Below are 24,443 nucleotides of genomic sequence, written 5' to 3' on the forward strand. Positions count from 1 at the left end.
CCGTGCGGGAGATCGTAATGGGATATGATGTCAAGCAAGGTTTCATCCTTATGAAAATTAAAACTGATCTATATGAAAAAGAAGAAGTCTAATCTATCTGCAAAACGCGGGAGAGTTGGCACGTTGTTGATGCTGGTGATCCTGTTGCAGTCCTTTGGAATCGGAGTCAGTCGGGCGCAGTCGAACGATGAGCCGAGATTGACCGTGGAGTTCAACGAAACTCCCTTTATAGACGTGATCAATTACATTAAGCGTCACACGAAGTTTGATTTCCTTTATAATAACGAGGAGGTGCAGAAGATTCCGGCCGTGACACATTCTTTCAAATCTGTTCCGGCGTCACAGGTGCTTCAAGCCTGTTTAGAGGGAACGGAATATACTTTCCGCTTGTTTCAGAATATGATCGTGATCCAAAAGCGGCAGAAGACATTAGAGCCTGTTAGTGTTCGGGGAAAGGTGTTGGACGAGAAGGGAATGACTTTACCCGGTGCCACGGTAATCGTGAAGGGAACGAGTATCGGGGGAAGCACAAATGATCAGGGAATGTTCGTGTTCAGTTTGCCCAAGATGGATACGATTTATCTGTTGGTGAGTTTCGTGGGAATGGAAACTCAAGAGGTTGCGATCACGAACTTTACGCGGGAAGTAGTGGTACGCATGAAATTTGACACGAAAGAGGTGGAAGAAGTGGTCGTAACCGGTTACGGTAATGTACGGAAAACGAGCTTCACGGGTAATTCGGTGACGGTTTCCCGGGATGAACTGTTGAAAGTTTCCAAAACGAATGTCATGAAGGCTTTGGAGGTGTATGATCCTTCGTTCCGGGTGAAGACCAATAATCAATGGGGGTCCGACCCGAATGCCTTGCCGGAAATGCAGATCCGGGGACAATCGAGTATCGGGGTGAAGGATTTGGACCGCAACACGCTTTCCAAATCTGCCTTGGAGAATAATCCCAACCTACCGATTTTTATCATGGATAATTTCGAGACCACGATACAAAAAGTGTATGACATGGACCCGAACCGTATCGAGAGTATAACGATACTCAAAGATGCGGCGGCGACAGCGTTGTACGGTTCTCGGGCAGCCAATGGCGTGGTGGTCATCACGACGGTAGCCCCCAAATCGGGGGAAGTGCGGGTGACTTACAACATGGTTGGGACAATCTCAATGCCTAACTTGAATGATTATAACCTGATGAATGCCCGTCAGAAACTAGAGGCAGAAGTGGCATCCGGCATGTACGATGGGGAAGGAGAGGATTTTTGGATACAAAAAATGAGAATTGAAGAATACCAAGGGAAACTGAAAAACGTACGGGAAGGAGTAAACACCTATTGGTTGGCGAAACCCTTGCGTACGGAATTTAACCATAAACATAGTTTGTATCTAGAAGGGGGAAACGAGGAATTCCGTTACGGGATTGATTTAGGGTGTAATAACGAGAACGGGGTCATGAAAGGATCTTACCGGGATCGTATCGATGCCGGATTCTCGATTTACTACACGACTTCGAAAGTACAGGTGAGTAATTATATCAGTTATGGCGTGACAAAAGAGAAGGAATCACCTTACGGGGAATTTTCGCAATATACCAAGATGTTACCCTACGAGCGCTACAAGGATGACGACGGTAAAATGTTGCGTATTTTACAATGGTCGCGGGTATTGGATTTCGAACCGTACAACCCATTATACGAGGCCGATTTGGGTAATTTTGACAAGGGGCAAACTAACGTGCTGGTCGAAAACTTGAGCGTGAACTGGTTTATCAAGCCTACTTTCTGGGTAAAAGGAGAGTTGGGTATCAGTCATTCAACGGGTAAGCGGGAGGCTTTTATTGATCCTTTATCCGTTAAAAATAACTTGGAATATGGTGATGACCGAACTAATGTGGGGAGTTTAACATTAACGAACACGGAATATACCTCGTGGGAGGGGAAACTGGCTATTTCCTATAATGAATCGATCAATAATCATAACATCAATGTCGGGGGTGGATTGGAAGTAAAAACGACACGCAGGCGCACGAATACCGGAACTTATAAAGGGTTCCAGTCTGCCGAATTTTCTTCACCCGAATTTGCCCGGTCGATGCCTTATAAACCTAGTTTTCAAGAAGTGCAAACTCGTCTATTCGGTATGTTCGCTCGCTTGAACTACTCGTATCAAGACATATACCTTCTGGATGCATCCCTTCGAATTGACGGTTCTTCCGAGTTCGGTTCCGACAAACGTTACGCTCCTTTCTTTTCAGGAGGTTTGGGATTGAATATTCACAAGTACGATTTCATGGAGAAATACGGTTTTATCAATCACCTGAAAGTGCGTGGTTCCTTCGGGCAAACGGGTAAGGTGAATTTCGCCCCATACGCGGCCGTTCCTACTCACGAGATTGATATTGACGAATGGTATATTTCCGGTCCGGCAGCAAGCTTGATGACAACCCGCGGGAATAGGGATCTGAAATGGGAAAAGACCAATAAATTCGATGTCGGTTTCGAGTTGGGTTTATTGAAGAATCTACTTTACCTTGAGTTTTCATGGTACAATGAAATCACGAACGGCCTGATCACCGATGTCACCTTGCCAAGTTCCACGGGATTCAAGACATACAAGAGTAACATGGGAAAAGTCGAGAACAAAGGATTCGAGATTCAATTCCGAAGCGATTTACTCAGCACGGCAGATTGGTACGTGGCCGTCTTTGCCAACTTGGCGCACAACACGAACAAGATAAAGAAAATATCCGATGCCTTGAAGGCTTATAATGATGCGGTGAACGAGTATTACAACCAAGAAATCGAAAGTCTCTGGGACAAGGACAATCCAAACCTGAACCGGGTGATGACGAAATACGAGGAAGGGCAATCCCTTTCCGCAAAGTACGGGTTGAAATCCCTTGGAATAGACCCTGCGAACGGTCAGGAACTCTACGTGTACCGGGATGGAACGGTAAGTTACGACTGGAGCGCGACAGAGATGCGGAATATCGGGGATGAAATGCCTTGGGGTACCGGTTCTTTCGGTGTGAATTTACGGTGGAAGAACATCACGTTCAGTACCAGTTTCCTGTATGAATTCGGTGGCGATTTCTATAACGAGACGTTGATAGACAAGGTGGAAAATGCCAAGATCGAGGAATATAACGTGGATCGTCGTGCCATGAGCCAGCGTTGGAAGAAATTCGGGGATGTGGTCATGTACAAGGATATTAAGGATAATACACAGACTACCGATCCGACTTCCCGTTTTATGCAGAGGAATAACGTGTTGAGTTGGAATTCCATGACGATTGGTTACGAGCTGGACCGGGAGATGTTGAAACGGATCGGGATAGAGAATATCCGGATTGAAGTCGGAACGAACGATCTGTGGCGGCTTTCCACGGTGAAGGCTGAAAGAGGTTTAAGTTACCCGTATGCGAACTCGGTAAATTTTTCCGTGAATGTTAGATTCTAATCGAATTAAAACTATGAACATGAAAACAATAAGATATATCATGGGACTTTTCCTGTTTTTTACCTTAACCTCCTGTAATGATTGGTTCGAGGTAAGCCCGGAAACCCAAGTGAGTAGTGATGACCTTTACGAGAAGGGAAACGGTTTCCGGATGCAGGTGAACGGTTTGTATAAAAGTTTGGGGAGTAGTAGCCTGTATGCCCAAGAATTAACGTGGGGTTTCCTAGATGTTCTGGGGCAGTACTACATCCGGCAGAATTTAGATAACGCTTACCAAGAGGTGAATGATCGCCAGTACGAAAATGCCAATGTCCTACCGATAATCGACGGGATTTGGTCGGGAATGTACAAGGTTATTGCCGATTGCAACAATATTATCGAACACGTGGATAAAGCCTCCAACAGTATTTTCGAGCTTGGTGAACCCGAACGGTTGAAAATACGGGGAGAGGCTCTTGCCGTGCGGGCATTTGTTCATTTCGATTTGCTTCGGCTTTTTGCCCCGGCTCCCGCGGTGAATGAAAATGGCTCGTGGATTCCTTACGTGACCAGCTCGGAGTCCGTGATTAATAATAAATTGACCGTAAAACAAGTATTGGAAAACGTGGAGCGTGATTTACTAGAGGCTCATACGTGTATGGTTCCGTGGGATTCGGCCATCGTTTATAGTGATTATTATGACGAGGAAGTTATCCGGATATGGCATATCATGGAACGTTTTTGGACGGATTGGAATACCGAAAGTGAAATCGCAGAATTCTTCGGTCACCAACGTTCTCGCATGAATATGGCATCCATACGGGGAATATTGGCACGCGTGTATTCCTACATGGGAGAGAAAAAGAAAGCGTACGATGCCATCGAGGAGGCATTCGCAATGGGCGGTAAGTGGGAACCGTGGGGATTTGAGAACATGGACTGGCTTGAGCCGGGGTATGGTCGCCTGTTGAGTGATGTGGTTTTTAATGTTTATAATACTCGTGCGGGAGATATAAATGCCCCGTTTATGACGGCCGAACGGCCGCTTTATATACGTAATGTTTATGATTTATTCCCGGCACAGCATCAGATAGACGGTCGGTTTGAGCGTTTGCTCAGTATGTTGAGCGGAAATTACTTGTCTATCAAGAGTAAAAAAGGGAATAATGATGTTGCATATCTTCCTATTTTACGCAAGAGCGAATTGTATTACATCAAGGGTGAGTACTTGGCATCTATCGGGCAAATAAGCGAGGCCGTGGACTTGCTCAGGGAAATCAGAAGTGCCCGCGGGGATATATCTTTGGATGATCTGAACATGATCTCCACCGAAGCCGGGTACATTCAAGCCATGCTGACCGATGCCCGGAAGGAGTTCATCGGTGAGGGACAATCATTCTACTTGTTCAAACGCTTGAACCTGCCTGTTTTTGACGGGATACAGAATATTGATTTCCGTGACCAGTATGCGCTGCCTGTTCCTAAAAGCGAGGAAGTGGTCTTTTAGAATTTGTAAACCTAAAAAAGTAAATGAAGATGAGATACATAATTATAATTCTCGTGACCATGTGCGTTTTCACGGCTTGTTCCGAGGATAAGTTCACGACTTACGATTCGACGAGGTACCTGTATTTTGCGAAAGGAATAACGGCCGATAGTATCACCGAGTCTTTTTTCTTCTACCCGGACGAGACCACGCATGATATTCGGTTGGAGCTATTGTTTGCCGGGGATCCGGTGACGGAGGCCATGACCTACCGCGTTGACGTGGATGAGAGCCTGACTACCGCCGTGAAAGGAACGGATTTCGATTTCGAATCGGAGAGAACGTGGCCGGTGGGTAAGGAGCGGGACACGCTTGTGTTGAAATTGATCAAAACGCCAAAACTCGATAACCAGATGTTTCGGGTAGTACTAAAAGTCACTCCGACAACTAATTTCGAAGTCGGCCCGACCAAGAATGCCCGTAGCCAGCGGGTGATTTTTACCTCTAAGGCGATTGCCCCGGCGTGGTGGGATGCCCATATCACGCAGTACTACCTTGGTGATTATAGTGATGCAAAGTATGCCGAGTTCATCGAGGCTACCGGCATTAGCGATATGACGAACTTCGGGCCTACCGAATTAAGGTATTACGCCTTGAAATTAAAATACCACTTGCTGGAATTGAAGAATGGCGGGAATCCGGTCATGGATGGTGACGTGGAAATGAGTGTTCCTATTGTTGGATAAATAAAACAAATGTCATGAAGATACATAAATATATATGGTGTGCTATGGTGATGTTTTTCCTTTTCGGTTGTTTTGACGATAAGGGAAATTATGACTATGCGGGGATTCCTGAGGTGAAAGTTCTCGGTTATATCACGAATGAGGAGGAACTTGGGAGTTTCTGGGATTTAACGGTTGGTGACGTGGTGATAGTCGAACCTATTCTTGAGTACACGGGTGATTCCACGGCTCTCGCTCTGAAATTTGAGTGGATTGCCGAGAATGGGACTACTGATGAGGTGAAGACCATCGGGTTTGGGAAACAACTGGTTTGGGAAACGGATATGGGTGGTTTTATAAGAGTTTCCTTGTTTATCACCGACACGTTGACAGGCTATCAGATCATTCACGAGGAGTTAGCGATGTGGCCCACGAACAGTGAATCCACCTCCGAGGCATGGATGGTACTTTCCGAGGTGGATGGGAAAGCTTGTTTCTCTATACTTGAAGATGCAAGTAACTGGGAGGGTACTAATTACGTGTACCGTTTCCGCGAGATGGTGGATTATTATCCGACACAGAACGGAGGACAGGAACTGGGCGGTCATCCGGTCAAGATTATGAATCATTGGCTGGGGGGCGGAAGTTCGTCAGCCCCCGGTATGTTACTCCTTCTTCAAAACGGGGGTATTGGTCCGATCTACATGGGGAATCAGGATTATCGTCGGGCTCTGGACTTGAAGGATGATTTCATTAATGGCGTGTTACCCAACGTGATCTTCAAAGATGCCGTGGCGAACCAAAAGAGTCATATCCTACTCTCGGAGGACGGGGGACTATACATGAAAGCAGTCGAAAATCTGGATGTATGGTTCACGGGTAAATACCTCGATGTCCCTGCCACGATAGAGGGAGGAATGAAAATCGATCGTTTGATACGGATGCCTTACTCCGGAAATACCACGGGAACTTTCGCTCTCGACGTGCTACATCATCGCTTGCTCTTCATCCAAGATCATAACGACTTGGAGTACGAAGGCGTGTGGGGAGATGCGAACGCAATATCCGAGATATTCACGGAGTCTGTTCCCGGTATTACTCTCGCCTTGAATAACCTGAAAGACATTGATGTCCTGTATTGTGGCTCTTACGTGGGACAAGTCATATCGGAATGGGGAATTCCAGATCGGACATCTGATGTGTTTATGCTTTATAAAGACAACCGGGCGGGGAGTGAGACCGTCGGGCAATATTGCATCTATACCTTCCAATTTGCTTACGATTTTGAACTATGGATTAACAAGGCTATCCCCAAAATCGAGAGAGCATTTCCCGCGGCTTTCCAGTATGCGATTCGAGAGGATGGGCAATTCTTTGTTTCACCCGCCGGGCAATATGAATTTCTGTTCTTTAGTTCCGGTGCTTCCCATAGTGAATTGTGGGGATACATATTCCGGGGAACGGGAGGAACAGACCCGATCAAGTTGTTTGACTTCGGAGGTCGGAAAATAGCCCGGATCTCGTCGACAGATGCGGGAAATGGAGGTAGCTCGATGGGAATGGATTTAACTGTGGCGCTTGAAACCGGGGAAATATACATGTTCAACGTGAATAACTCCCACTTTGGCACGGGTATCACTCCGAAGTGGACGTCAACCAAGAATTACGGTAAGATTGTTGATATACGGTATGATGGCCCGGCTAAACATGCGATTTAAAATGATATGGAGTGTCGTGCCGATAGAAGGCCGTTTAACCATCCGGCTATACAGCCGGATGGTTAAATAAATTTATTAAAATCGTTTATATTTTGTGTTTTTAAGTAATACCTATCTCATTTTTAGGTATTTTTATTCTGAATACGTGGCACTAAGTGATAGGATTTATTAGATAAACAAATTGTAACAAACGAAGAACGGGACAAAGGAAAATGTGAATTAAATTCTTCTGACGAGGGGTAGATAATCGGTGATTATTGAATCTTCGCCCCTTGGCTGTTCTTGTGTCTTCAATTGATGTTTTATCTCGATGTAAATGATATTTGACGTCTAATAGAAATAGATATGGTAAACCTTGAATCTATTTTGTCGGGCATTAACGCAAAGAATGAAAGATGCTGGGAGCAACTCTACACGTCTTGCTATGCGGCGATGTGCGTGTACGTGGAGTCGATCGTGAAGGATATGGATTGCTCCAAGGACATCGTGCAGGACTTGCTGGTGAATCTCTGGCACTCGGATATTCGGTTCGCTTCCGGCCGGGAATTGATGGGGTACTTGTATAAATCTTTGTATAATAATTCTTTACTATATATCCGTAACAAGAGAAAAAGAGCGATGATTCTTGATAAAATAGACCAAGAGAAAGAAAACGAGGATTTCTCGAAAGATTTCATGCTGGACACCGTGCAGGAAGAGATCGTACGTTTGCTACATCTTCATATTGGTGATTTACCGCGAGTGAGACGGCAGATCATGAAATTAAGTATCAGTGGTTTCTCCGGGAAGGAAATTGCCGATAAATTGGGCATTAGTGTGAACACAGTGAAGGTTCAAAAGAACAAAAGTATCAAATATTTGCGTGATCGGCTGATTCATTGTCGTCGGGAACTGGACTTGTGAGTGGCGTTTCGGAATATATTTTACATGGTGTTAAATTTGTGATTTTATTAAGAAAATGTTTGGTAAATATAAAATAATGTTATATATTTACAGAGAGCAATGATAGGAGCGAGAGTTTGATTTGAGTTAGTAACTTTTAAAATGAAAAGAGATGAAAACTAAATGGAATCAAATGGTAATCGTAGTTCTACTACTGGTCGTCATCACGAGTATTGTTGTTTACACGTGGATAAGTTTTGCGGAGTTAATCAATTTCTTTGATCATGCTGCGAGCGAGGCATTCACGGGAATGAAAGTGGTGGGATTGTAACGGAATTAACGTTGTGAACCCGGGGATGTAAAACTTGGGGGAATTGGTTAAATGGTTGATTAACCGAGGAAGGAATAAATGGCGGATAAATTTTCCGAGCAGTGTCAATAACCCGATAAATATTGTTATTTTTGTAGGTGTAAAAACGTACAAGTAAATGGCATCTAAAACGATTCGGGTATTATCTTTATTTTCAGGTTGTGGTGGAATGGATTTAGGATTGGAAGGAGGATTCTCTATCCATAAGGGATGTATTAACGAGAAAAGTAATCCTGATTTTATTGAAAAGCAGGAGCGAGGTGAATTGGTAAAATTACATTCTACTCGTTTCCAACTTGTTTTCGCCAATGATATTTTGAAAGAGGCCCGGACGGCTTGGACCCATTATTTCGCCAAGTACGGTTACACGCCGGATGTTTACCGGGAGGAAAGTATCGTGGATCTCGTGAAACGGCACAAGGCAGGGGAACTGGTTTTCCCGGAAAAAGTAGACGTGGTTACAGGAGGTTTCCCGTGTCAGGATTTCAGTGTGGCGGGGAAACGTAACGGTTTCAATTCTCATAAAGATCATAAGGGAAAAATTATTGATGGGGAGATTGCCTCGGAAGAAACCCGTGGTAAGTTATATATGTGGATGAAAGAGGTTATTGAAATCACGAAACCCAAGCTGTTTATCGCGGAGAACGTGAAAGGATTGGTAAATCTTTCCAATGTGAAGGAGATTATTCAACAGGATTTTTCCCGGGCAGATGGAGACGGGTATATCGTGCTGGAACCTCGTGTTCTGCACGCCGCAGATTACGGTGTTCCCCAATCCCGTGAGAGGGTGATTTTTATCGGTATACGTAAATCTGCGTTAACACCCGCGGCCCGTGAGGCTTTGATGCGTGATGTTATCCCCGATGAATACGTGCCTTATCCGTCACCCAGTCATGCATATCATATTAAGAATAAGGGATTAATGCCCCCCCAGACGGTGGGAGGGATGTTTGCCGGACTGAAGGAACCGGAAGATAGTGATGATCCTGCACAAAAGGTCTATTCCAAAGCCAAGTTTATGGGTACTCATTGTCAAGGTCAGACAGAGGTGGATGTTAACGGGATCGGGCCGACGATTCGGGCAGAACATCATGGTAACATTGAATATCGACGACTGTCAAAAGAACATGGCGGTATCATTGACAAGGAATTGAAAAAGGGATTGAAAGAGCGTCGTTTAACCCCGCGAGAATGTGCGTTGATACAGACTTTCCCTCTTGATTATGAATTTGTGATTCCTCATGAGGAAAACAAACAGAGATATATTCTAAGTCCTTCGGCAGCCTATAAGATTATTGGAAATGCCGTTCCGCCTTTATTGGCTTACCATATAGGAAAACGAATTGAGAATTTGTGGGATCTTTATTTCGAACCTGATGAAGTCATTATTTAGTTTTCATATGCAAGATGATCGTGCTTTCGAAGAGCTATTAGCAAAAGTAATAGACTTCATGAATCGGGAAGCATTGACGTTTCCGAAAATGTATACTGGTTTATTAGGTAGTAAATTAGAAGACAAAGTCGTGGAGGTATTGCAACAATGTGCTGTCGGGACAATGTTTTGAAGATCAGATCGTGAAATATTCCGGGCAACGTTTTCCTGATATTGTTATCGGTGGTTATTATGGGGTTGAGGTGAAAACAACGAAAGCTAATCATTGGAAGTCTACGGGAAGTAGTGTTGCTGAGGGGACTCGAGTGGAAGATGTGGAGCGAGTATACCTTTTGTTTGGAAAAATGTGTGAACCGGTTTGTTTTGTTTGCAAGCCTTACGAAGAGTGTTTATCGGAAGTTGTGGTAACTCACTCTCCTCGTTATTTGGTAGATATGAATTTATCAAAAGGAGAAACAATTTTTGACAAGTTGGGAATTCCTTATGATGAATTGCGTTGTCAACCGAATCCAATTCGAACCATTCTTGATTACTATCGTTCCCGGCTTAAAGAAGGTGAAGAATTATGGTGGTTGGATAATGATCATTCTAAGGTATCTAACCTTGTGATTCGTATGTGGAGTTCGCTATCTCCGCAAGAGAAACAGAGATACCAAATTAAAGGATTTATCTTTTTCCCAGAGTTATTAAGTAATCGTTCGGATAAATTCAATCGGATGGCTGTTTGGCTTGCAACTCAAGAAGGAGTTGTTTGTCCGAATCTAAGAGATATTTTCTCGGCAGGAGGGAAGGAGTGTATTACGAAAAACGGAGAGAGTTATTCTGGTGTGTCAAAAGTGATTGGGAAACTTTACCGGGAATTATCTGCAATAAAAGAATTTATTCAGCAGGTTGATGATGCTGAATTGCAGGAGTATTGGAAATGTCAATTCAATATCGGGGAAAAATGGGAAACGTGGTGTCAATTGGCAATCAATAATCTTGAAACAATCAACACAACCGGAATCCCTTTGAAAAAATTAATCTGTTAGTTTCGTTTTCTACAATTTTAACCGGAAAATATCGGATACTTGTTTAAAGCCGTGATGCTCGAAGAATTGATGGGCAGAATGGTTGTTGACGCCCGATTCGAGGTAACAATCCTGTATTCCTTTGTCCCGGAAACTTTCCGTCGCTCTTTGCAGGAGTTCCTGTCCGATACGCTTTCCCCGGTATGCGGGATCGACACTGAGGTCAAAGATAACCCCGTAAGGTCTGGCTCCGTCATTCGTGATACCGAACAAAACGAACCCGATAATTGTTCCGTTTTCCAGATAAAGCAGGAGCGTGTTGTCCGGGTTTTCTACTTGTCGATCGAGATAATTTAGCCACATTTCCTTGTAATTAGGAGCAAGCTCGTTACTCTCGAGAGCGATTCCCATTTGTAGTTCCCCGTGGGAAATGTAGGCTTTGTGTGATTCGATAATGCGAGAGAAAAATTCGCAAAGTTGCGTCCTGTAATCGATAGAATATGTCTGTATCATATACGTGAATTAAATTTGATGTGATTTCATTTTACTATGCTTTTTCCGGAGATAATGAATAATTACCCGGATCATGATTTTCATGCTGAAATATATACCAATAGAAGTGATAACAACCAGAACGACAGCCGTGAATACCCCAAATTCCTTGGAAATCATCGAGAACACGGGAGCCTCACCGTTACCTTCCAATAATACCCCGAAAAGGGAGGCTATGGAAATGAAAAGAAGAATATTCTTCGTGCTGTTAGCCTCTTTCAGATCGGCTATATTGTTGGCATTTGTTAGGGATTTATCCACTCTTTCCGTGATGTCCTTTAATTGCTGCTCGTCAGCGTCAATTCGTAGTCTTCGGCTTGTCTCGTGATACATATGCTTGTGAGACATATAGCGCAGGTAGCGTACCGAATCGAGTTGCAGTATTACATCGGATAAGCTGATACTTAGGCGGGCATTTTGCTCGATCATGTCTAGAATCTTGTCATTGATGATTGTGAATCCCTGTTGGCCGTCCTTTGATTCCGGGTGACTGTTATCCTTGATCGCTTGTCGGGAATTGAAGATATATTTATTCAGCACGTAGTTGATCGTGTGTTTTTTAGCCAACAGGATTTCGACTAGCACAAGATATTCCGGCCAACTGACGTGATAACGGTCTCGTCGGGCCAAGTGTTTTTTCCAGTCGGTGGGAGCCTCTTTCCCACGGTTTCCGTACGTACCGATAACGAGACTCATGTTTTCATTTGCCAGCACAAGATCATCGGTGTCAATGGCGATGTTTTTCCCACAAATATCTTCAAAACTGGAATCCATGCGGTAGGGCCACTCTTCGGGGTAAAGACTCATGAGGCCCACGAGTTCCGCCTTGTGACATTGTTCGATATGTTCGATAACTTGGTCTTCCCGCATCTGGTCAAAACGGATTCGTCCCTCGTGACCGATACTTTCCCAAATATCCAGAAAGATATAATTATGCCATCCGTATTCGAACTCTTGGGATTCTTTACTTTTTCTTGAATCGTTTTGTCTTTGCCTGTCAAAAAAATAGCGGTAGCGTTTTTGTACTTCATCGAAAGTAACGCCTTTCGTTTTCACGGTTGTCGTGTGGACGTGTGATTCTTCGTCGATGTGCAGGTCACTGATTGAAACGACTTTCAGGGAACCGTCGATTTCTTGGCCTTTCTTCTTGTTGTTGTAAACCCAATGTTCCACATGTTGCACGATCCCCGCTACGGCAATCAGTTGATCTGTGTTGAATGGAACATCTGTTTGGCAAAATTTGGTCCCGTTAATTCTTCCCGTCGGGCTCACGATAATCCGGTAGGAGATTTCAACTGTCTTGTTGAAAAATACGGCAGCCCGCACGTGTACGTGTCCCCACAGTCTAGCGGGAGTGTTCCCGTCAATGTCAATACATATATCGAACCCTTTCAAGCGATAACGGTTGATGACTTTATCCGAATGGGTAAACAACTGGTTGTCAAAATGCCCGTCATCATCCTTCTTGATGAAGAAATTCGTTTCGGGGTTTAAGGGAATTTCAATTCCGGCAGAAGTAAAGGTCTGTATCAGAATGACGGAAAATTCATTGTAGATAAGACCGGATTCACACTGGTTGTAATTTCTCATAGTACGCACGTTTCGTGCAAATATAAGCAAATTTTATAAATAAAACGGAGAAAGTATTTTTTCATAAAAGCTGATTTATTAGGAGATATTAAAAATATTCATTAGCTTTCCTAACTCGATAGAAATAAGTGTTTAATCAATAATAATAAAAAGTATGATGCTAGGAGGAGTGGTTGGAATTTTGTATGTGGTGTTAAAACTAATACTGTTTGTCGGTTTGGTTATTTTACTTTGGAATGTTTATGTCGCATTGCGGATATACATCAAAAAGAATAGTGATGTGAAATGGAAAGAAAAAGACTGACTTGTAAATGTCAGCCTTCTATTAATTCTTTCACGAAAGGTGTTGCCGGGGTATTCCTGATATGATCCGGGGTGTCCAGTTGCTCAACAAGCCCTTTGTTCATGACCATAACTCGGGTACCCAGTTTTAGAGCTTCTTTTATATCGTGGGTGATAAACACGATAGTCACTCCTAACTGCTCGTGAATGCGAATAATTTCACTCTGTAACATTTTACGTGTAATCTCATCAACCGCCCCGAACGGTTCGTCCATGAGCAGGATATCCGGGTTTGCGGCAAGGGCTCGGGCGATACCAACTCGTTGGCGTTGACCACCGGACAGTTCTGCCGGGTAACGGTCGAGCATATCCCTGTCAAGACCGACCACATCAATCAATCGTTCCACCGCTTTGCGGGTACGTTCTTTGTCCCTGTGATTCAGTAGGCTGGGGACGTAAGCGATGTTTTTACGAATGGTCATGTGGGGAAACAACCCGATACCTTGAATGACGTACCCGATGTTACGACGTAAAAGTGTTTGGTCCTCTTTCGAAATATCTTTCCCATCGACATAAATGATCCCGAAAGTGGGAGAGATCAGCCCGTTAATTAACTTTAGTACGGTTGTCTTCCCAGAACCGGAACTTCCAATAATGGTTAGGAACTCGCCTTTCCGGATCTCCAAGTTGAAGTCCTTTAATATTTCCCGGTTCCCGTATGATTTATTGACGTGTTCAAAACGAATAGCAACATTATTTTCCATAACTCAATTGTGGATTAAGTAAACCTTTTTTCTTTAAAAACTCCACGGCAACTTCCCGTTCCGTGCGATGTTCCACGTCGACTTTGTAATTCATGTCGGCCATTTCCTGATCAGTCAGTATACCGTTCATCTTTTCCAGTATCCTTTCCAGTTCCGGGTGTTCCTTCAATGTTTCCTCTCGTACGATTGTTGCGCAATAGTAGGAAGGGAAGAAGTGCTTGTCATCTTTTAGAACCGTGAGATTCGCGTGGCTTAACTGCCCATCCGTCGTGAAAATGTTGATTACATCAATCTTGCCGGATTTCATGGCCTCGTACTTCAATCCAATGTCCATATCCAAGTTTTTCTTGAATTTGAGGTTATAGTAGGCGCAGAGATCCGCGTACCCGTCATTAATTTCGTAAAAGTCATATTCCGCCCCGAAAGTGAATAAAGCGGGATAAAGGGCCAGATCGGAAAATGTTTTTAAGTTATATTTTTTTGCCATTTCATTACTTACAGCCAAGCTATAAGCATTGTTAAAGCCGTAGGGGGCAACCCATTTCAGCCCGTATTCCCGGGAATATTCTTTTTGTAACTCGGAGAATAATTGGTCGAGTGGGAGTAGCGTGTCTTTTTTCAAGATCACCAACCAGCCTGTACCCGTGTATTCCGGGTAAAGGTCGAAATCTCCCTTGACCATGGCCGGATGAATGTTGCTCGTGCCACCACCCACGCCTTTCGTGATTTTCACGTGCAAATCGGAGTTTTCTTCAATGAGCAGGGCAAGCATCTCTCCGAGAATGAATTGTTCGCTCATCGGTTTGGTGGCAATATGGATCGTGTCCTTTTTCGACTCGCATCCCGAAAGGAGTACGAGGCCAATGAATAGTGCAAGTAGTCCGTTTTTCATGTTTTTTTTCATAGTAATTTACGTTTTCTTTTAATATGCTTTTCGTAGCGTCCCACACCCCAATCTGCCAGCAAGGCTAGCAGGGCTATTAATAAACTCCCGGCAATCGTCATGGCCGAATTATTGGTTGTGATTCCCCGGTAGATGGCTACTCCTAATCCCCCGGCACCGATAAATGCGGCGATACCCGTGAGGGCGATGGTCATCACGACCATGTTACGTATTCCCGACAGGATAACAGGAAATGCCAGTGGAATCTGTATTTTATAGAGTATCTGGAAGGTCGTGCTGCCCATTCCCCGTGCCGCCTCGATAATCTCCTTGTCGATGCCAATAATTCCCGTGTAGGTATTATGGACCATCGGAAGCAGGGCGTAAATGCTCAAGGCGATGATGGCCGTGGTGTTACCGATTCCGGAAAAAGGAATCAAAAAACCGAACAGGGCAATTGACGGGATGGTGTAAATAAAGTTCGTGAGGCCCAACACGGTGGATGAACTTTTCCGGTACATACTAATCATGATTCCTAGTCCCAATCCAACCATCGTGGCGATCACGATGGACATCAGTGATATTTGCAGGTGCTCCCACGTGAGGTCTAGGAAAAAGTGCCAACGTTCCACGTATAGAGTGTAAATCTCTTTTATCATTTGTATTGCGTTTAAAAGTTAAAAATAATAACCCACGTTCACGTTAAAACGGGCGTGCCAAGAATCACTTTCGCCACCGGTACCGAAACCATTGAAATTAGGTCCCAGCCACCCGTGATTTTTACCTAGAGCGTAATCCACGTAAATACACACGGGGCCACCGTCCAGCATACATCCCGTGACGTTTTGGAAACTATCTTTGTAATCGTTGTTCTGTTTGTCGAGCCAACCGAAGTCGTTGTACACTTGTATTTTCTTTAGAAATTTCCTGTTTACCGGGATCGTGTACCCGGCTCCCAACATATACACGTTTGCCTTGGCGGCTACCAGATAGGGGGCCCCGTAAGCCGTCATCGAGATCAGCTCATCGTCATCTCCCTCGCCATTTTTAGGGTTCATGGCATAAGTTGTCAATTGTGCTTTCAGGCTGACTCTTTTCGTGGTTAGTTCATAATGTAGGGCGAAAGCGTAATGTGTACCGTTCTTGCGGGTGTCGAGGTTGTAAAGTTGTCCGAACTCTGCCGATCCGCCTAATCGTTGCCGGGTAGATTCCCCGAATTTATAAAAGGCTTGTCCGTTGATTTGATTGATCTCTTTGTTCCGTCCGGCCACGTCGTAACCGTATCGATCATCGGAAGTCTCGTTATCTGACCCGAAAAGTAGTTCATCTGCATTCTTGAAAAAAGCGAAAGTAAAATCCCACGTGTCACCTTGATATAAATACTTGATTCCCATGTCTGAATCGTCTTCTAGTCCGATGTAATAAGCGATTTGCAGGAAGAAATTGTGCGAGGCGATAGGTTGAATACCGAAAGGCACTCCCGTTAGTCCCAGTTGCATTTGACTTTTGTCGTTGAACTGGTAGCCGATCCACCCGTATTTCAGCATGGGACCACCGAAATCTTTGCTGTAAAAGCGGTAGTCTGCGCTTAGAATGATATTTCGGTAGGAGCCTGACAATTTGAAGTATAACACGTCGAAACCAAAATCTCCACCCCGGTCACGATGTCCGGGTTTCCAATCGCAGAAATTGTAATTAAAACGGAGCGCTCCCCCGAGTTTGAACTTCGGTAACACCCGTTCTTGTGCCTGACTTATCACCATCAGTAACGTTAGGCATATTCCTAGAAACAGTCTTTTATATTTCATACCCATTTTTATCTTTCAAGGTATAACGGGAATGTTAAAAAATAGTTTCCTTAAATTTATCGTTTGTTAGTAAAATCAACTTGAAAGTAACCAGACGGTGGAAAAGTAGAACCTTTTTAACTTCTTGGCGTTAAAGAAAAAAGAAACGAAATAAAAAATAATAAGATGAACAAGAAATTTTTAAATTATACGGATTGGCAAGGAACTGCCGACACGCTGCACATGTATCTTCAGATGTTGGGAAAAGTGAAATTGATGCGTTGTCATCAACGTCCCGAGTGGGCACACGTGCGTCTTTACTTGACGGTGGAAGGGGTATCCACGGGGATTATACCCGGTGATAATTCTCCTTTCGAGATTCAGGCAAACTTCATGAAACATCTGGTCGTTTTCCGTAACGGGAACGGGAAAGTGGTTACGTTTACTTTACAGGACGGGCTTTCCGTGATGGAATTCTACAAACAGTTCATGAAGGGACTGGAAGAGATCGGTTCCCCGACAGCGATCAATGTCCGTGCTCAGGAGTTCTACGATCCGATTGATTTTGACAAGGACACCAAACATCATCATTACGATAAGGAGGCCGTGAAACTTTGGCATCAAAATCATCTTTTTGCGTACGAGGCATTACGGGGTTTCCTTTCCGGTTTCCGGGGAAAAGTGGATGGGCCGGCTTACTATTTCGGTACGATGGACCTCACGGGAATCGTGTATAGCGGTGAATCGGCTCCGTTTGGCATGAATAAACCGATTTCAGATCATGCTTTTGATGAACGTTATTTCGAGTGCGGTTTCTGGCCGGGAGACGTGAATTATCCTCGTCCTGCTTTCTACGGGTTGCCTTATCCTTTCATAAGTGATATAAAAGGTAATGATCATTTGATCCGTCCCGCAATGGCAATATTCAAGCCCGAGAAGAAAGAGTTTTTTCTGACACTAGAAGATGCTCTGGCTTATGATGACCCGTTTGATGCCGTCCATCAATTCCTGCAATCTAGTTTTGATATTATGCAGAAAGTACGTCCGTGGCAGCATCTGAACTGGATTACGACGCCGTTAACTTATTCAAAATAGTTATATCTTGGGGTGAAGAGGGTGAAGTTTCTCCCTCTTCTGTTGCTTGCAATATATGCAACCCTCGTAATGTACCGTTTGTAACTTTCCACAACCGGGACATTGGAATTTCTCCTGTTGTTGCTGTAAAAAAGCGTTTTCCCCGTACTCTTTGATAAATTCTAAATTCTCGATCATGCTCATGTTGTAATGAGTACGGTAGCGCTCGTCTAGTTGACGGAGGCGCCGACAAGGATATTGGGAACACTCAAAACAATATAACTTTCTCTTGTCACATCTTGTGATAACGCAGTTGGTACTTCTTCTTCTACATCCCGGGCAATTCTTTTTCTTGTTTTGGAACGAGTGGCATAATTCGCAGTTCATCCCACATGGTGCTAGCGTGGTTATCATGTTTATTTGCTCTTGCATATTGTTGTTATCTCTTCATGCGAATATATGAATAAAAATAGAATAAATGGATTTTAATAATAGAACAATATTTGTAAAACGACTTGATTTTTATAATTATTTTTCATATATTTATAGTACGATATTACTAACTAAATTATGAACGTCATGGGAGGCGAAGGACACGTATTTGATATGATTCGACGCACGAAACAGAATCGAAAAATGCTTCAGGAGCGTCGTGACCGGATGAAAGATCTCGTTGAGAAAATGAACGAGAAACCTTTAACGGGGTATCCGAACAAGTTGGCGGAAGGGGAAATGGAACAAATCGAAAGAGACATAAAATCGAGAGAACATGACGAAAAGGTGTATTACACCCGTTTCATGTTTGCTTTTCTGGGAATTTTGCTATTAGTTATGCTCGTGGCATGGGGAATGTGGAGAATGCTGGGAGCGTGAAAGTATTGGACGAGATACACTATAAAGCTTGTTACACTTGTGATTCGCTGGTAAGTGTTCGATAAGTGTTCGATAAGTATTCGACACGTGTCGTCAATTTATTCCTGATTTATCCTTGATATTTACTCATGCTATCGACGAGAGAGTGCTGGGACACCGATGGCATAAGGGGTAAATGAATTCAGGGCTGCTCAATGTGAATTGGCAGCCCCGAATCGTTATTTGCTAGAAAAGTGTTAGTGTCACATGGTTGTACCGATTAATCCTTTCGTGGATTGTTCTATGAAATCAAGGATACATTGAATTTCCGGTCCGATAGTAATGGTCTCCTTGATTCTCAGTAGGGCGTTTTCAACGCTTGTCCCACATTGATACACTTGACGGTAGGCTTTGGCTATATCGTCAATGATTTCTTCCGTGAGTTTTTGCTCTTTACGCAGAATGTAAGCGTTGATTCCGTAATAGGCAATTGGGTTATGGGCAGCGACAATGTAAGGGGGAACGTCCTTGTTGGCCCGGCACCCGTCTTTTACTAGGGCCCAAGTGCCGATGCGACACCCGTGTTTCACGATCACTCCACTACCCAGTATCACGTTGTCATCGACAATGCAATTCCCCGCTGTCTTGGCTGCATTTCCCAGCACGCAGTTGTTGCCGAGATGGGTGTCGTGTGCCAGATGCACGCTTTCCAGCAGGAAGTTCCCATTGCCGACAATCGTGCAATCTGTTGTGTTAGTTCCCCGATTGATGATCACCTTCTCCCGGATCGTGTTGTTATTCCCGATTTTTAAAAGGGTATCTTCTCCCTTAAACTTGAAATCTTGCGGAGTGGCCCCGATAATGGCTCCCTGATAGACCGTGTTGTTTGTACCCATGCGTGTACCGCTCAGAATGCTGGCATACGGCATGATTGTGCAGTTATCCCCGATCTCGACGTTCTTGTCGATATAGGCGAAAGGATGGATAGTTACATCCTTTCCTATTTTTGCATCGGGATTAACGTAAGCTAGTGGACTTATCATGATAATTTGTATTTAAAGGTTATTCGGTTCGTCCACCACCTAGGGCATGATACAAGTTAACAACGGCTTGTATGCGTTGGAACTCGTCGGATATTCCGGAGAGTTGGGCGCTGAGCAAGGACTGTTGTGCCGTGAGCACTTCTAGGTAAGTGGATGTTCCTAAAGTTAGTAATTCTTGCGTGTATTCCACGGATTTTTCTAAAGAAAATATCTGCTTTTCACGTTGTTCTATTTTATCTTGTGCCGTTTGGTACTGCACCAACGCGTTGCTAACTTCACTTCCTGCGTTTAATATTGCCTGTTCAAAACTAATCAAGGCCTCTTCTTGTTGTGCCTTGGCAACTCTTAAACGGGCCGTGAGGGCTCCCCGGTTGAAGATCGGTTGTGTCAGTGATCCCACAGCAGAGGCAATCATCTTACCCGGGTTCGTGATGTATGACCCGGAGCTATTGGTCCAGCCGAGCGTTCCGCTGATTGATATTTGCGGGTAGAATGCCGAACGGGCTTGGTTCGTATTGTAAAACGTGCTGGCTAATGCCATTTCGGCCGACTTCACGTCCGGACGGTTCGATAATAATTGAACGGGTATACCGACATTTAACAGGGTAGGCAGGGATTGATCTTCCAGCTTACCTCGTTCGATACGCTGCGGGGCTTGTTTCAGCAATAGAGAAAGTGAATTTTCCGCTTCCCGGATGCTTTTTTTCAAGTCGGGAATAGAGGCGGCAATCATGTAGCTGTTAGCCTCGCTTTGCGCGATAGCGGCCTCGTTTACCATCCCGGCCTCTTTCATCGCTTTCATGGTTTCCACGCTTTTTTGCCATAATACGGCTGTCTCTTCCGTGATGGCCAGTTGCTTGTCCAGCATGAGCAGCGTGTAATATGTGTTGGCAATCGTCGAAATGACTTGTGTCTGAACGGCTTGCTTGTACGCCTCGCTTTGTAGTAAGGTCGCTTTTGCTCCGCGTTTGGCATTCGTTAATTTGCCGAACAGGTCAAGTTCCCAACTGGAAACGACCGGGAGCGAGTAAATCTGCGTGGCGGCAGCTTTGTCAAAACTACTTACTGTTCCCTGAGGAGATAATCCTAGGGAAGGTAAGTATGCCAAGCGGGAGGACATTAATCCTGCCTCTGCCTCTTTCACTTTCAAGATAGCAGTTTGCAGGTCACTGTTTTGTTCCAGTCCCTGACGAATTAATTTCTGTAATTGGGGGTCCGTGAATACCTCTTCCCAGGGTAAATTACCCATGTTCGTGGTATCCGATACCAGTGTGTCATTTACAGAAACCGGGTCCCGGTACAGGCCTTCCATATCCACGTCCGGGCGGTTGTATTTCTTGTAAATGTTACAGCTGCTTAACAGGGCACCCATGCATATCGTGTATATAACAACTTGTTTCATCTTTCTTTATTTTGTGTATTGTTCTATTTCAGATTCAAGTTCCGTGTTATCCGTGTCATGCCATTCGATCGGTTTAATCTTCTCTTGCAGGTATTGGAATGCAACGAACATGGCAGGTACCGTGAAAATCTGGCAAATCATACCGATTAACATACCACCAATTGCTCCGGAGCCCAACGTGCTGTTACCGTTTGCACCAACACCGCTAGCGAACATCATCGGTAGCAAACCGATTACCATGGCCAAAGAGGTCATCAAAATCGGACGGAGACGGGCGGAAGCACCCAATACGGCGGCAGAGACAATGCTCATTCCGGACTGACGTCTTTCAAGGGCGAACTCGGTGATCAGGATGGCATTTTTCGCCAATAGACCGATCAACATGATCAAGGCAATCTGCATGTAGATGTTGTTTTCAACACCCATGAACTGTGCAAATATGAAACTGCCCATTAACCCGAAGGGTACGGAAAGTATAACAACCAATGGTAGAATATAGCTTTCGTACTGGGCGCTCAGTAACAGGTACACGAACACGAGACAGAGTACGAAGATTAACGCAGTTGTACTTCCGCTGGCACTTTGTTCCTCACGGGTCATACCGGAGAATTCATATCCGAAACCGGTGGGCAATGTTTCTGCTGCCACTTCCTCGATAGCTTTGATGGCTTGTCCGGAACTGTATCCGTCGGCAGGAGAACCGTTCACGCTAATGGCCGTGAACATGTTGAAACGTTTGATGTTATCCGGACCGTATACCTTGCGTAGCGTAACGAATTGGGTAATCGGTGCCATTTCATTTCCGTTTCTAACCATGATTTGGTTTAAGGTTTCCGGGTTGGCACGGAAATTGGCATCAGCCTGAATCATGACACGGTACAATTTTCCGAAACGGTTAAAGTTAGAGGCGTATAGACCTCCGTAATATCCCTGCAATGCAGACAGTAACACGTTGGGGGATAGTCCGGCTTCTTTACACTTGGCCACGTCAATGTCTACCATGTATTGCGGGTAATTCGGGTTAAATGAAGTTCGTGCCGCGGCGATTTCCGGACGTGCATTTAGTTTTTCCAAAAAGTTCTGGGTGATGTTGAAGAACTCGTTCAAATCACCGCCTGTTTTGTCTTGAAGGTTGAATTCGAATCCATTCGTCAAGCTATATCCCGGAATCATCGGTGGGGCGAACAATAGTACTCGTGCATCCTTGATCAATCCTTGGGTTTGCATGTATAATTGTCCGATCACGCTGTTTACATCTTGGCCTTTGCTTCGTTCATCCCACGGTTTCAGACGGCAGATAAACGTACCGTAAGAACTACCTTGTCCGGCAATGAAGCTATACCCGGCAATTTCAGTCCGGTCGGAAACAGCTGGATTGTTGGCGATTAGACTGTCCACCTGTGCCAAGGCGATTTGCGTGGTTTCCAATGATGTGGCAGGTGGGAGGTCAACGATCACGAAGAAGGTTCCCGTGTCTTCATTAGGTACCAATCCCGTCGGGGTTTTCTGCATCAGGAATACAAGGACCACCATGCTGGCAACTACTGTCACGAACGTGATTACCTTGTGGTTGATGAAGAAATTGATCCCTTTCTTGTATTTGTTCAATGTCACGTCGTAGGCGGCATTGAAGGCGGCGTGGAACCGGTTAATGAGTCCTTTTTTCTTGTGATCCTCGCTCTTGTCGTGAGGTTTTAAGAAAATGGCACACAATGCGGGACTTAATGTCAAAGCGTTGATGGCGGACAAACCGATGGAAACTGCCATTGTCAAACCGAACTGACGGTAGAATGTACCGGAAGTACCGGTGATGAAGCTCACGGGGATGAATACGGCCATCATCACGAGGGTGATGGACACGATCGCTCCGGAAATTTCGCTCATGGCATCAATAGACGCTTTAAGCGGGGATTTATACCCTTGATCCAGTTTCGCGTGCACGGCCTCAACCACCACGATGGCATCATCGACCACGATTGCGATAGCCAGCACGAGGGCGCAAAGTGTTAGCAAGTTCATGCTGAACCCGATCAGGTAAAGCACAAAGAACGTACCGATCAAAGCAACCGGAATCGCTATGGCGGGAATCAACGTGGACCGGAAGTCTTGCAGGAAGATAAATACAACGAGGAACACAAGGATAAATGCTTCGATCAAAGTTTTCAACACCTCGTGGATAGAGGCGTACAGGAAGTCATTGGCACTAAGTAATATACTGTATTCAACACCGGGAGGGAAGTCTTTGGAAACATCTTCCAACAATGCTTCGATGTCTTTGATGATTTGCGTGGCATTGGAACCCGCTGTCTGGAAGATCATACTGGTGACTCCGGGGTGACCGTTTGCGTTGTTCGAATAACCGTAGCTTAATCCGCCCAGTTCGATGCGGGCAACGTCTTTCAGCCGTAAAATTTCTCCGTCGGAAGTGGCCCGGATGATTATATCCTCGAATTCCTCTGTCGTCTGGAGACGTCCTTTGTATTTCATGATATACTGGAACGATTGATCGCCACTTTCCCCGAATTGTCCGGGAGCGGCCTCGATGTTTTGTTCTGCCAGTGCAGCCGTAATATCGGAAGGCATTAACTTGTATTGTGCCATCACGTCGGGTTTTAACCAGATACGCATGGAGTAGTCCGCTCCAAATGCCATCACGTCACCCACACCGGGAACACGTTGGATTTGCGGAATCAAGTTAATCTTCATGTAGTTTTGAAGGAACGTCTGATCAAACCGGTCATCCGTGCTGTAAACGGTAAAACCTAGCAACATACTGGTTTGACGCTTGCTGGTGATTACTCCCACTTGGGTAACTTCGGCAGGCAGGAATCCTTGCGCTTTGGCCACGCGGTTTTGCACGTTTACCGCGGCCATGTCCGGGTCTGTTCCTTGTTTAAAATATACCTCGATGGAGGCGTCTCCCGTGTTGGTAGCGGTAGAAGTCATGTACATCATGTTTTCCACACCATTGATTTGCTCTTCCAACGGAGCTATCACGCTGTTTAGCACCGTTTCCGCGTTTGCTCCGGTGTAAGACGTGCTTACCCGAACGGTAGGGGGGGCGATGTCCGGGTATTGCGTGACGGGGATGGAAACCAACCCCAGAATACCCAAGATCACGATGATAATGGAAATCACCGTGGAGAGAACGGGACGTTTAATAAAATTATCTAATTTCATAATCTT

22 protein-coding genes are annotated in these 24,443 nt (G+C 44.7%); 12 read left to right on the top strand and 10 right to left on the bottom strand.

Features of this window, described 5'->3' with window-relative positions; all coding sequences use genetic code 11:
* Positions 1-72 precede the first annotated feature (72 nt).
* The 9 genes from R8806_RS03465 (at position 73) to R8806_RS03505 (ending at position 11,049) form a co-directional block, all read left to right on the top strand.
* Positions 73-3,465, top strand: a complete 3,393-nt coding sequence (locus R8806_RS03465) for a SusC/RagA family TonB-linked outer membrane protein (RefSeq protein WP_124317472.1) — start codon at positions 73-75, stop codon at positions 3,463-3,465.
* 19 nt (positions 3,466-3,484) lie between these two features.
* Positions 3,485-4,951: a RagB/SusD family nutrient uptake outer membrane protein gene (locus tag R8806_RS03470; RefSeq protein ID WP_164719740.1), complete on the top strand. Its 1,467-nt coding sequence runs from the start codon at positions 3,485-3,487 to the stop codon at positions 4,949-4,951.
* Between the two features lie 29 nt (positions 4,952-4,980).
* Positions 4,981-5,676, top strand: a complete 696-nt coding sequence (locus tag R8806_RS03475) for a DUF4843 domain-containing protein (protein ID WP_164719738.1) — start codon at positions 4,981-4,983, stop codon at positions 5,674-5,676.
* 14 nt (positions 5,677-5,690) lie between these two features.
* Positions 5,691-7,373 carry a PKD-like family lipoprotein gene (locus tag R8806_RS03480; RefSeq protein WP_124317469.1) on the top strand — a complete coding sequence of 561 codons (1,683 nt, stop codon included), beginning with the start codon at positions 5,691-5,693 and terminating at the stop codon, positions 7,371-7,373.
* Between the two features lie 345 nt (positions 7,374-7,718).
* Positions 7,719-8,276 carry a sigma-70 family RNA polymerase sigma factor gene (locus R8806_RS03485; RefSeq protein ID WP_124317245.1) on the top strand — a complete coding sequence of 186 codons (558 nt, stop codon included), beginning with the start codon at positions 7,719-7,721 and terminating at the stop codon, positions 8,274-8,276.
* 151 nt (positions 8,277-8,427) lie between these two features.
* On the top strand, positions 8,428-8,586 hold the full coding sequence (locus R8806_RS03490) for a hypothetical protein (protein WP_158571832.1): 159 nt from the start codon (positions 8,428-8,430) through the stop codon (positions 8,584-8,586).
* A gap of 157 nt (positions 8,587-8,743) precedes the next feature.
* Entirely contained in the window at positions 8,744-10,018 is a 1,275-nt protein-coding gene (locus R8806_RS03495) for a DNA cytosine methyltransferase (protein WP_124317246.1), read from the top strand.
* A 7-nt stretch (positions 10,019-10,025) separates the two neighbouring features.
* Complete coding sequence (locus R8806_RS03500; protein ID WP_317715770.1) at positions 10,026-10,190, top strand: hypothetical protein; 165 nt, start codon at positions 10,026-10,028, stop codon at positions 10,188-10,190.
* Positions 10,191-10,200: 10 nt separating this feature from the next.
* Entirely contained in the window at positions 10,201-11,049 is an 849-nt protein-coding gene (locus R8806_RS03505) for a hypothetical protein (protein ID WP_317715772.1), read from the top strand.
* Between the two features lie 9 nt (positions 11,050-11,058).
* Here the strand turns inward: R8806_RS03505 and R8806_RS03510 are convergent, their stop codons facing one another.
* Both R8806_RS03510 and R8806_RS03515 read right to left on the bottom strand, forming a co-directional pair.
* On the bottom strand, positions 11,059-11,541 hold the full coding sequence (locus tag R8806_RS03510) for a GNAT family N-acetyltransferase (RefSeq protein ID WP_124317248.1): 483 nt from the start codon (positions 11,539-11,541) through the stop codon (positions 11,059-11,061).
* A gap of 9 nt (positions 11,542-11,550) precedes the next feature.
* A complete protein-coding gene (locus tag R8806_RS03515) occupies positions 11,551-13,170 on the bottom strand; it encodes a hypothetical protein (RefSeq protein WP_124317249.1) in 1,620 nt (539 codons plus the stop codon).
* A 154-nt stretch (positions 13,171-13,324) separates the two neighbouring features.
* Between R8806_RS03515 and R8806_RS03520 the strand changes: the two genes are divergently transcribed.
* Entirely contained in the window at positions 13,325-13,474 is a 150-nt protein-coding gene (locus tag R8806_RS03520) for a hypothetical protein (protein ID WP_158571833.1), read from the top strand.
* 10 nt (positions 13,475-13,484) lie between these two features.
* Here the strand turns inward: R8806_RS03520 and R8806_RS03525 are convergent, their stop codons facing one another.
* From R8806_RS03525 to R8806_RS03540, 4 genes are read right to left on the bottom strand one after another with little or no spacing between them, the layout of a single operon-like run.
* Positions 13,485-14,216: an ATP-binding cassette domain-containing protein gene (locus R8806_RS03525; protein ID WP_124317250.1), complete on the bottom strand. Its 732-nt coding sequence runs from the start codon at positions 14,214-14,216 to the stop codon at positions 13,485-13,487.
* Positions 14,206-15,120: a glycine betaine ABC transporter substrate-binding protein gene (locus R8806_RS03530; protein ID WP_124317251.1), complete on the bottom strand. Its 915-nt coding sequence runs from the start codon at positions 15,118-15,120 to the stop codon at positions 14,206-14,208. Before R8806_RS03530 ends, R8806_RS03525 begins: the two co-directional genes overlap by 11 nt.
* Complete coding sequence (locus tag R8806_RS03535) at positions 15,117-15,758, bottom strand: ABC transporter permease (RefSeq protein WP_124317252.1); 642 nt, start codon at positions 15,756-15,758, stop codon at positions 15,117-15,119. The genes R8806_RS03530 and R8806_RS03535 overlap by 4 nt, the downstream gene beginning before the upstream one ends.
* Positions 15,759-15,776: 18 nt before the next feature.
* Positions 15,777-16,907, bottom strand: coding sequence for a hypothetical protein (locus R8806_RS03540; RefSeq protein WP_124317253.1), 1,131 nt, complete (start codon positions 16,905-16,907; stop codon positions 15,777-15,779).
* 165 nt (positions 16,908-17,072) lie between these two features.
* On the opposite strand from R8806_RS03540, the gene R8806_RS03545 reads away from it, so the two are divergent.
* A complete protein-coding gene (locus R8806_RS03545) occupies positions 17,073-17,981 on the top strand; it encodes a DUF5996 family protein (RefSeq protein ID WP_151411478.1) in 909 nt (302 codons plus the stop codon).
* Here R8806_RS03545 and R8806_RS03550 read toward each other — a convergent pair whose 3' ends face one another.
* Positions 17,982-18,392, bottom strand: a complete 411-nt coding sequence (locus R8806_RS03550; RefSeq protein WP_124317478.1) for a DUF3795 domain-containing protein — start codon at positions 18,390-18,392, stop codon at positions 17,982-17,984.
* 138 nt (positions 18,393-18,530) lie between these two features.
* On the opposite strand from R8806_RS03550, the gene R8806_RS03555 reads away from it, so the two are divergent.
* Positions 18,531-18,833, top strand: a complete 303-nt coding sequence (locus R8806_RS03555; RefSeq protein ID WP_124317477.1) for a hypothetical protein — start codon at positions 18,531-18,533, stop codon at positions 18,831-18,833.
* A 242-nt stretch (positions 18,834-19,075) separates the two neighbouring features.
* On the opposite strand, the gene lpxA is transcribed toward R8806_RS03555, so the two are convergent.
* The 3 genes from lpxA to R8806_RS03570 are packed head-to-tail and all read right to left on the bottom strand — an operon-like array spanning position 19,076 to position 24,437.
* Positions 19,076-19,855 carry an acyl-ACP--UDP-N-acetylglucosamine O-acyltransferase gene (lpxA, locus tag R8806_RS03560; protein ID WP_124317476.1) on the bottom strand — a complete coding sequence of 260 codons (780 nt, stop codon included), beginning with the start codon at positions 19,853-19,855 and terminating at the stop codon, positions 19,076-19,078.
* Positions 19,856-19,874: 19 nt separating this feature from the next.
* Complete coding sequence (locus R8806_RS03565; protein ID WP_151411479.1) at positions 19,875-21,257, bottom strand: TolC family protein; 1,383 nt, start codon at positions 21,255-21,257, stop codon at positions 19,875-19,877.
* A gap of 6 nt (positions 21,258-21,263) precedes the next feature.
* Positions 21,264-24,437: an efflux RND transporter permease subunit gene (locus R8806_RS03570; protein WP_124317474.1), complete on the bottom strand. Its 3,174-nt coding sequence runs from the start codon at positions 24,435-24,437 to the stop codon at positions 21,264-21,266.
* Positions 24,438-24,443 lie beyond the last annotated feature (6 nt).

The sequence above is a fragment of the Butyricimonas faecihominis genome (assembly GCF_033096445.1).
GTDB lineage: Bacteria > Bacteroidota > Bacteroidia > Bacteroidales > Marinifilaceae > Butyricimonas > Butyricimonas faecihominis.

Excerpts from the sequence above, each read along its gene's own strand:
- R8806_RS03465 (WP_124317472.1), top strand. The coding sequence starts at position 73 with ATGAAAAAGAAGAAGTCTAATCTATCTGCAAAACGCGGGAGAGTTGGC.
- R8806_RS03470 (WP_164719740.1), top strand. The coding sequence starts at position 3,485 with ATGAAAACAATAAGATATATCATGGGACTTTTCCTGTTTTTTACCTTA.
- R8806_RS03475 (WP_164719738.1), top strand. The coding sequence starts at position 4,981 with ATGAGATACATAATTATAATTCTCGTGACCATGTGCGTTTTCACGGCT.
- R8806_RS03480 (WP_124317469.1), top strand. The coding sequence starts at position 5,691 with ATGAAGATACATAAATATATATGGTGTGCTATGGTGATGTTTTTCCTT.
- R8806_RS03485 (WP_124317245.1), top strand. The coding sequence starts at position 7,719 with ATGGTAAACCTTGAATCTATTTTGTCGGGCATTAACGCAAAGAATGAA.
- R8806_RS03490 (WP_158571832.1), top strand. The coding sequence starts at position 8,428 with ATGAAAACTAAATGGAATCAAATGGTAATCGTAGTTCTACTACTGGTC.
- R8806_RS03495 (WP_124317246.1), top strand. The coding sequence starts at position 8,744 with ATGGCATCTAAAACGATTCGGGTATTATCTTTATTTTCAGGTTGTGGT.
- R8806_RS03500 (WP_317715770.1), top strand. The coding sequence starts at position 10,026 with ATGCAAGATGATCGTGCTTTCGAAGAGCTATTAGCAAAAGTAATAGAC.
- R8806_RS03510 (WP_124317248.1), bottom strand. The coding sequence starts at position 11,541 with ATGATACAGACATATTCTATCGATTACAGGACGCAACTTTGCGAATTT.
- R8806_RS03515 (WP_124317249.1), bottom strand. The coding sequence starts at position 13,170 with ATGAGAAATTACAACCAGTGTGAATCCGGTCTTATCTACAATGAATTT.
- R8806_RS03520 (WP_158571833.1), top strand. The coding sequence starts at position 13,325 with ATGATGCTAGGAGGAGTGGTTGGAATTTTGTATGTGGTGTTAAAACTA.
- R8806_RS03525 (WP_124317250.1), bottom strand. The coding sequence starts at position 14,216 with ATGGAAAATAATGTTGCTATTCGTTTTGAACACGTCAATAAATCATAC.
- R8806_RS03530 (WP_124317251.1), bottom strand. The coding sequence starts at position 15,120 with ATGAAAAAAAACATGAAAAACGGACTACTTGCACTATTCATTGGCCTC.
- R8806_RS03535 (WP_124317252.1), bottom strand. The coding sequence starts at position 15,758 with ATGATAAAAGAGATTTACACTCTATACGTGGAACGTTGGCACTTTTTC.
- R8806_RS03540 (WP_124317253.1), bottom strand. The coding sequence starts at position 16,907 with ATGAAATATAAAAGACTGTTTCTAGGAATATGCCTAACGTTACTGATG.
- R8806_RS03545 (WP_151411478.1), top strand. The coding sequence starts at position 17,073 with ATGAACAAGAAATTTTTAAATTATACGGATTGGCAAGGAACTGCCGAC.
- R8806_RS03550 (WP_124317478.1), bottom strand. The coding sequence starts at position 18,392 with ATGCAAGAGCAAATAAACATGATAACCACGCTAGCACCATGTGGGATG.
- R8806_RS03555 (WP_124317477.1), top strand. The coding sequence starts at position 18,531 with ATGAACGTCATGGGAGGCGAAGGACACGTATTTGATATGATTCGACGC.
- lpxA (WP_124317476.1), bottom strand. The coding sequence starts at position 19,855 with ATGATAAGTCCACTAGCTTACGTTAATCCCGATGCAAAAATAGGAAAG.
- R8806_RS03565 (WP_151411479.1), bottom strand. The coding sequence starts at position 21,257 with ATGAAACAAGTTGTTATATACACGATATGCATGGGTGCCCTGTTAAGC.
- R8806_RS03570 (WP_124317474.1), bottom strand. The coding sequence starts at position 24,437 with ATGAAATTAGATAATTTTATTAAACGTCCCGTTCTCTCCACGGTGATT.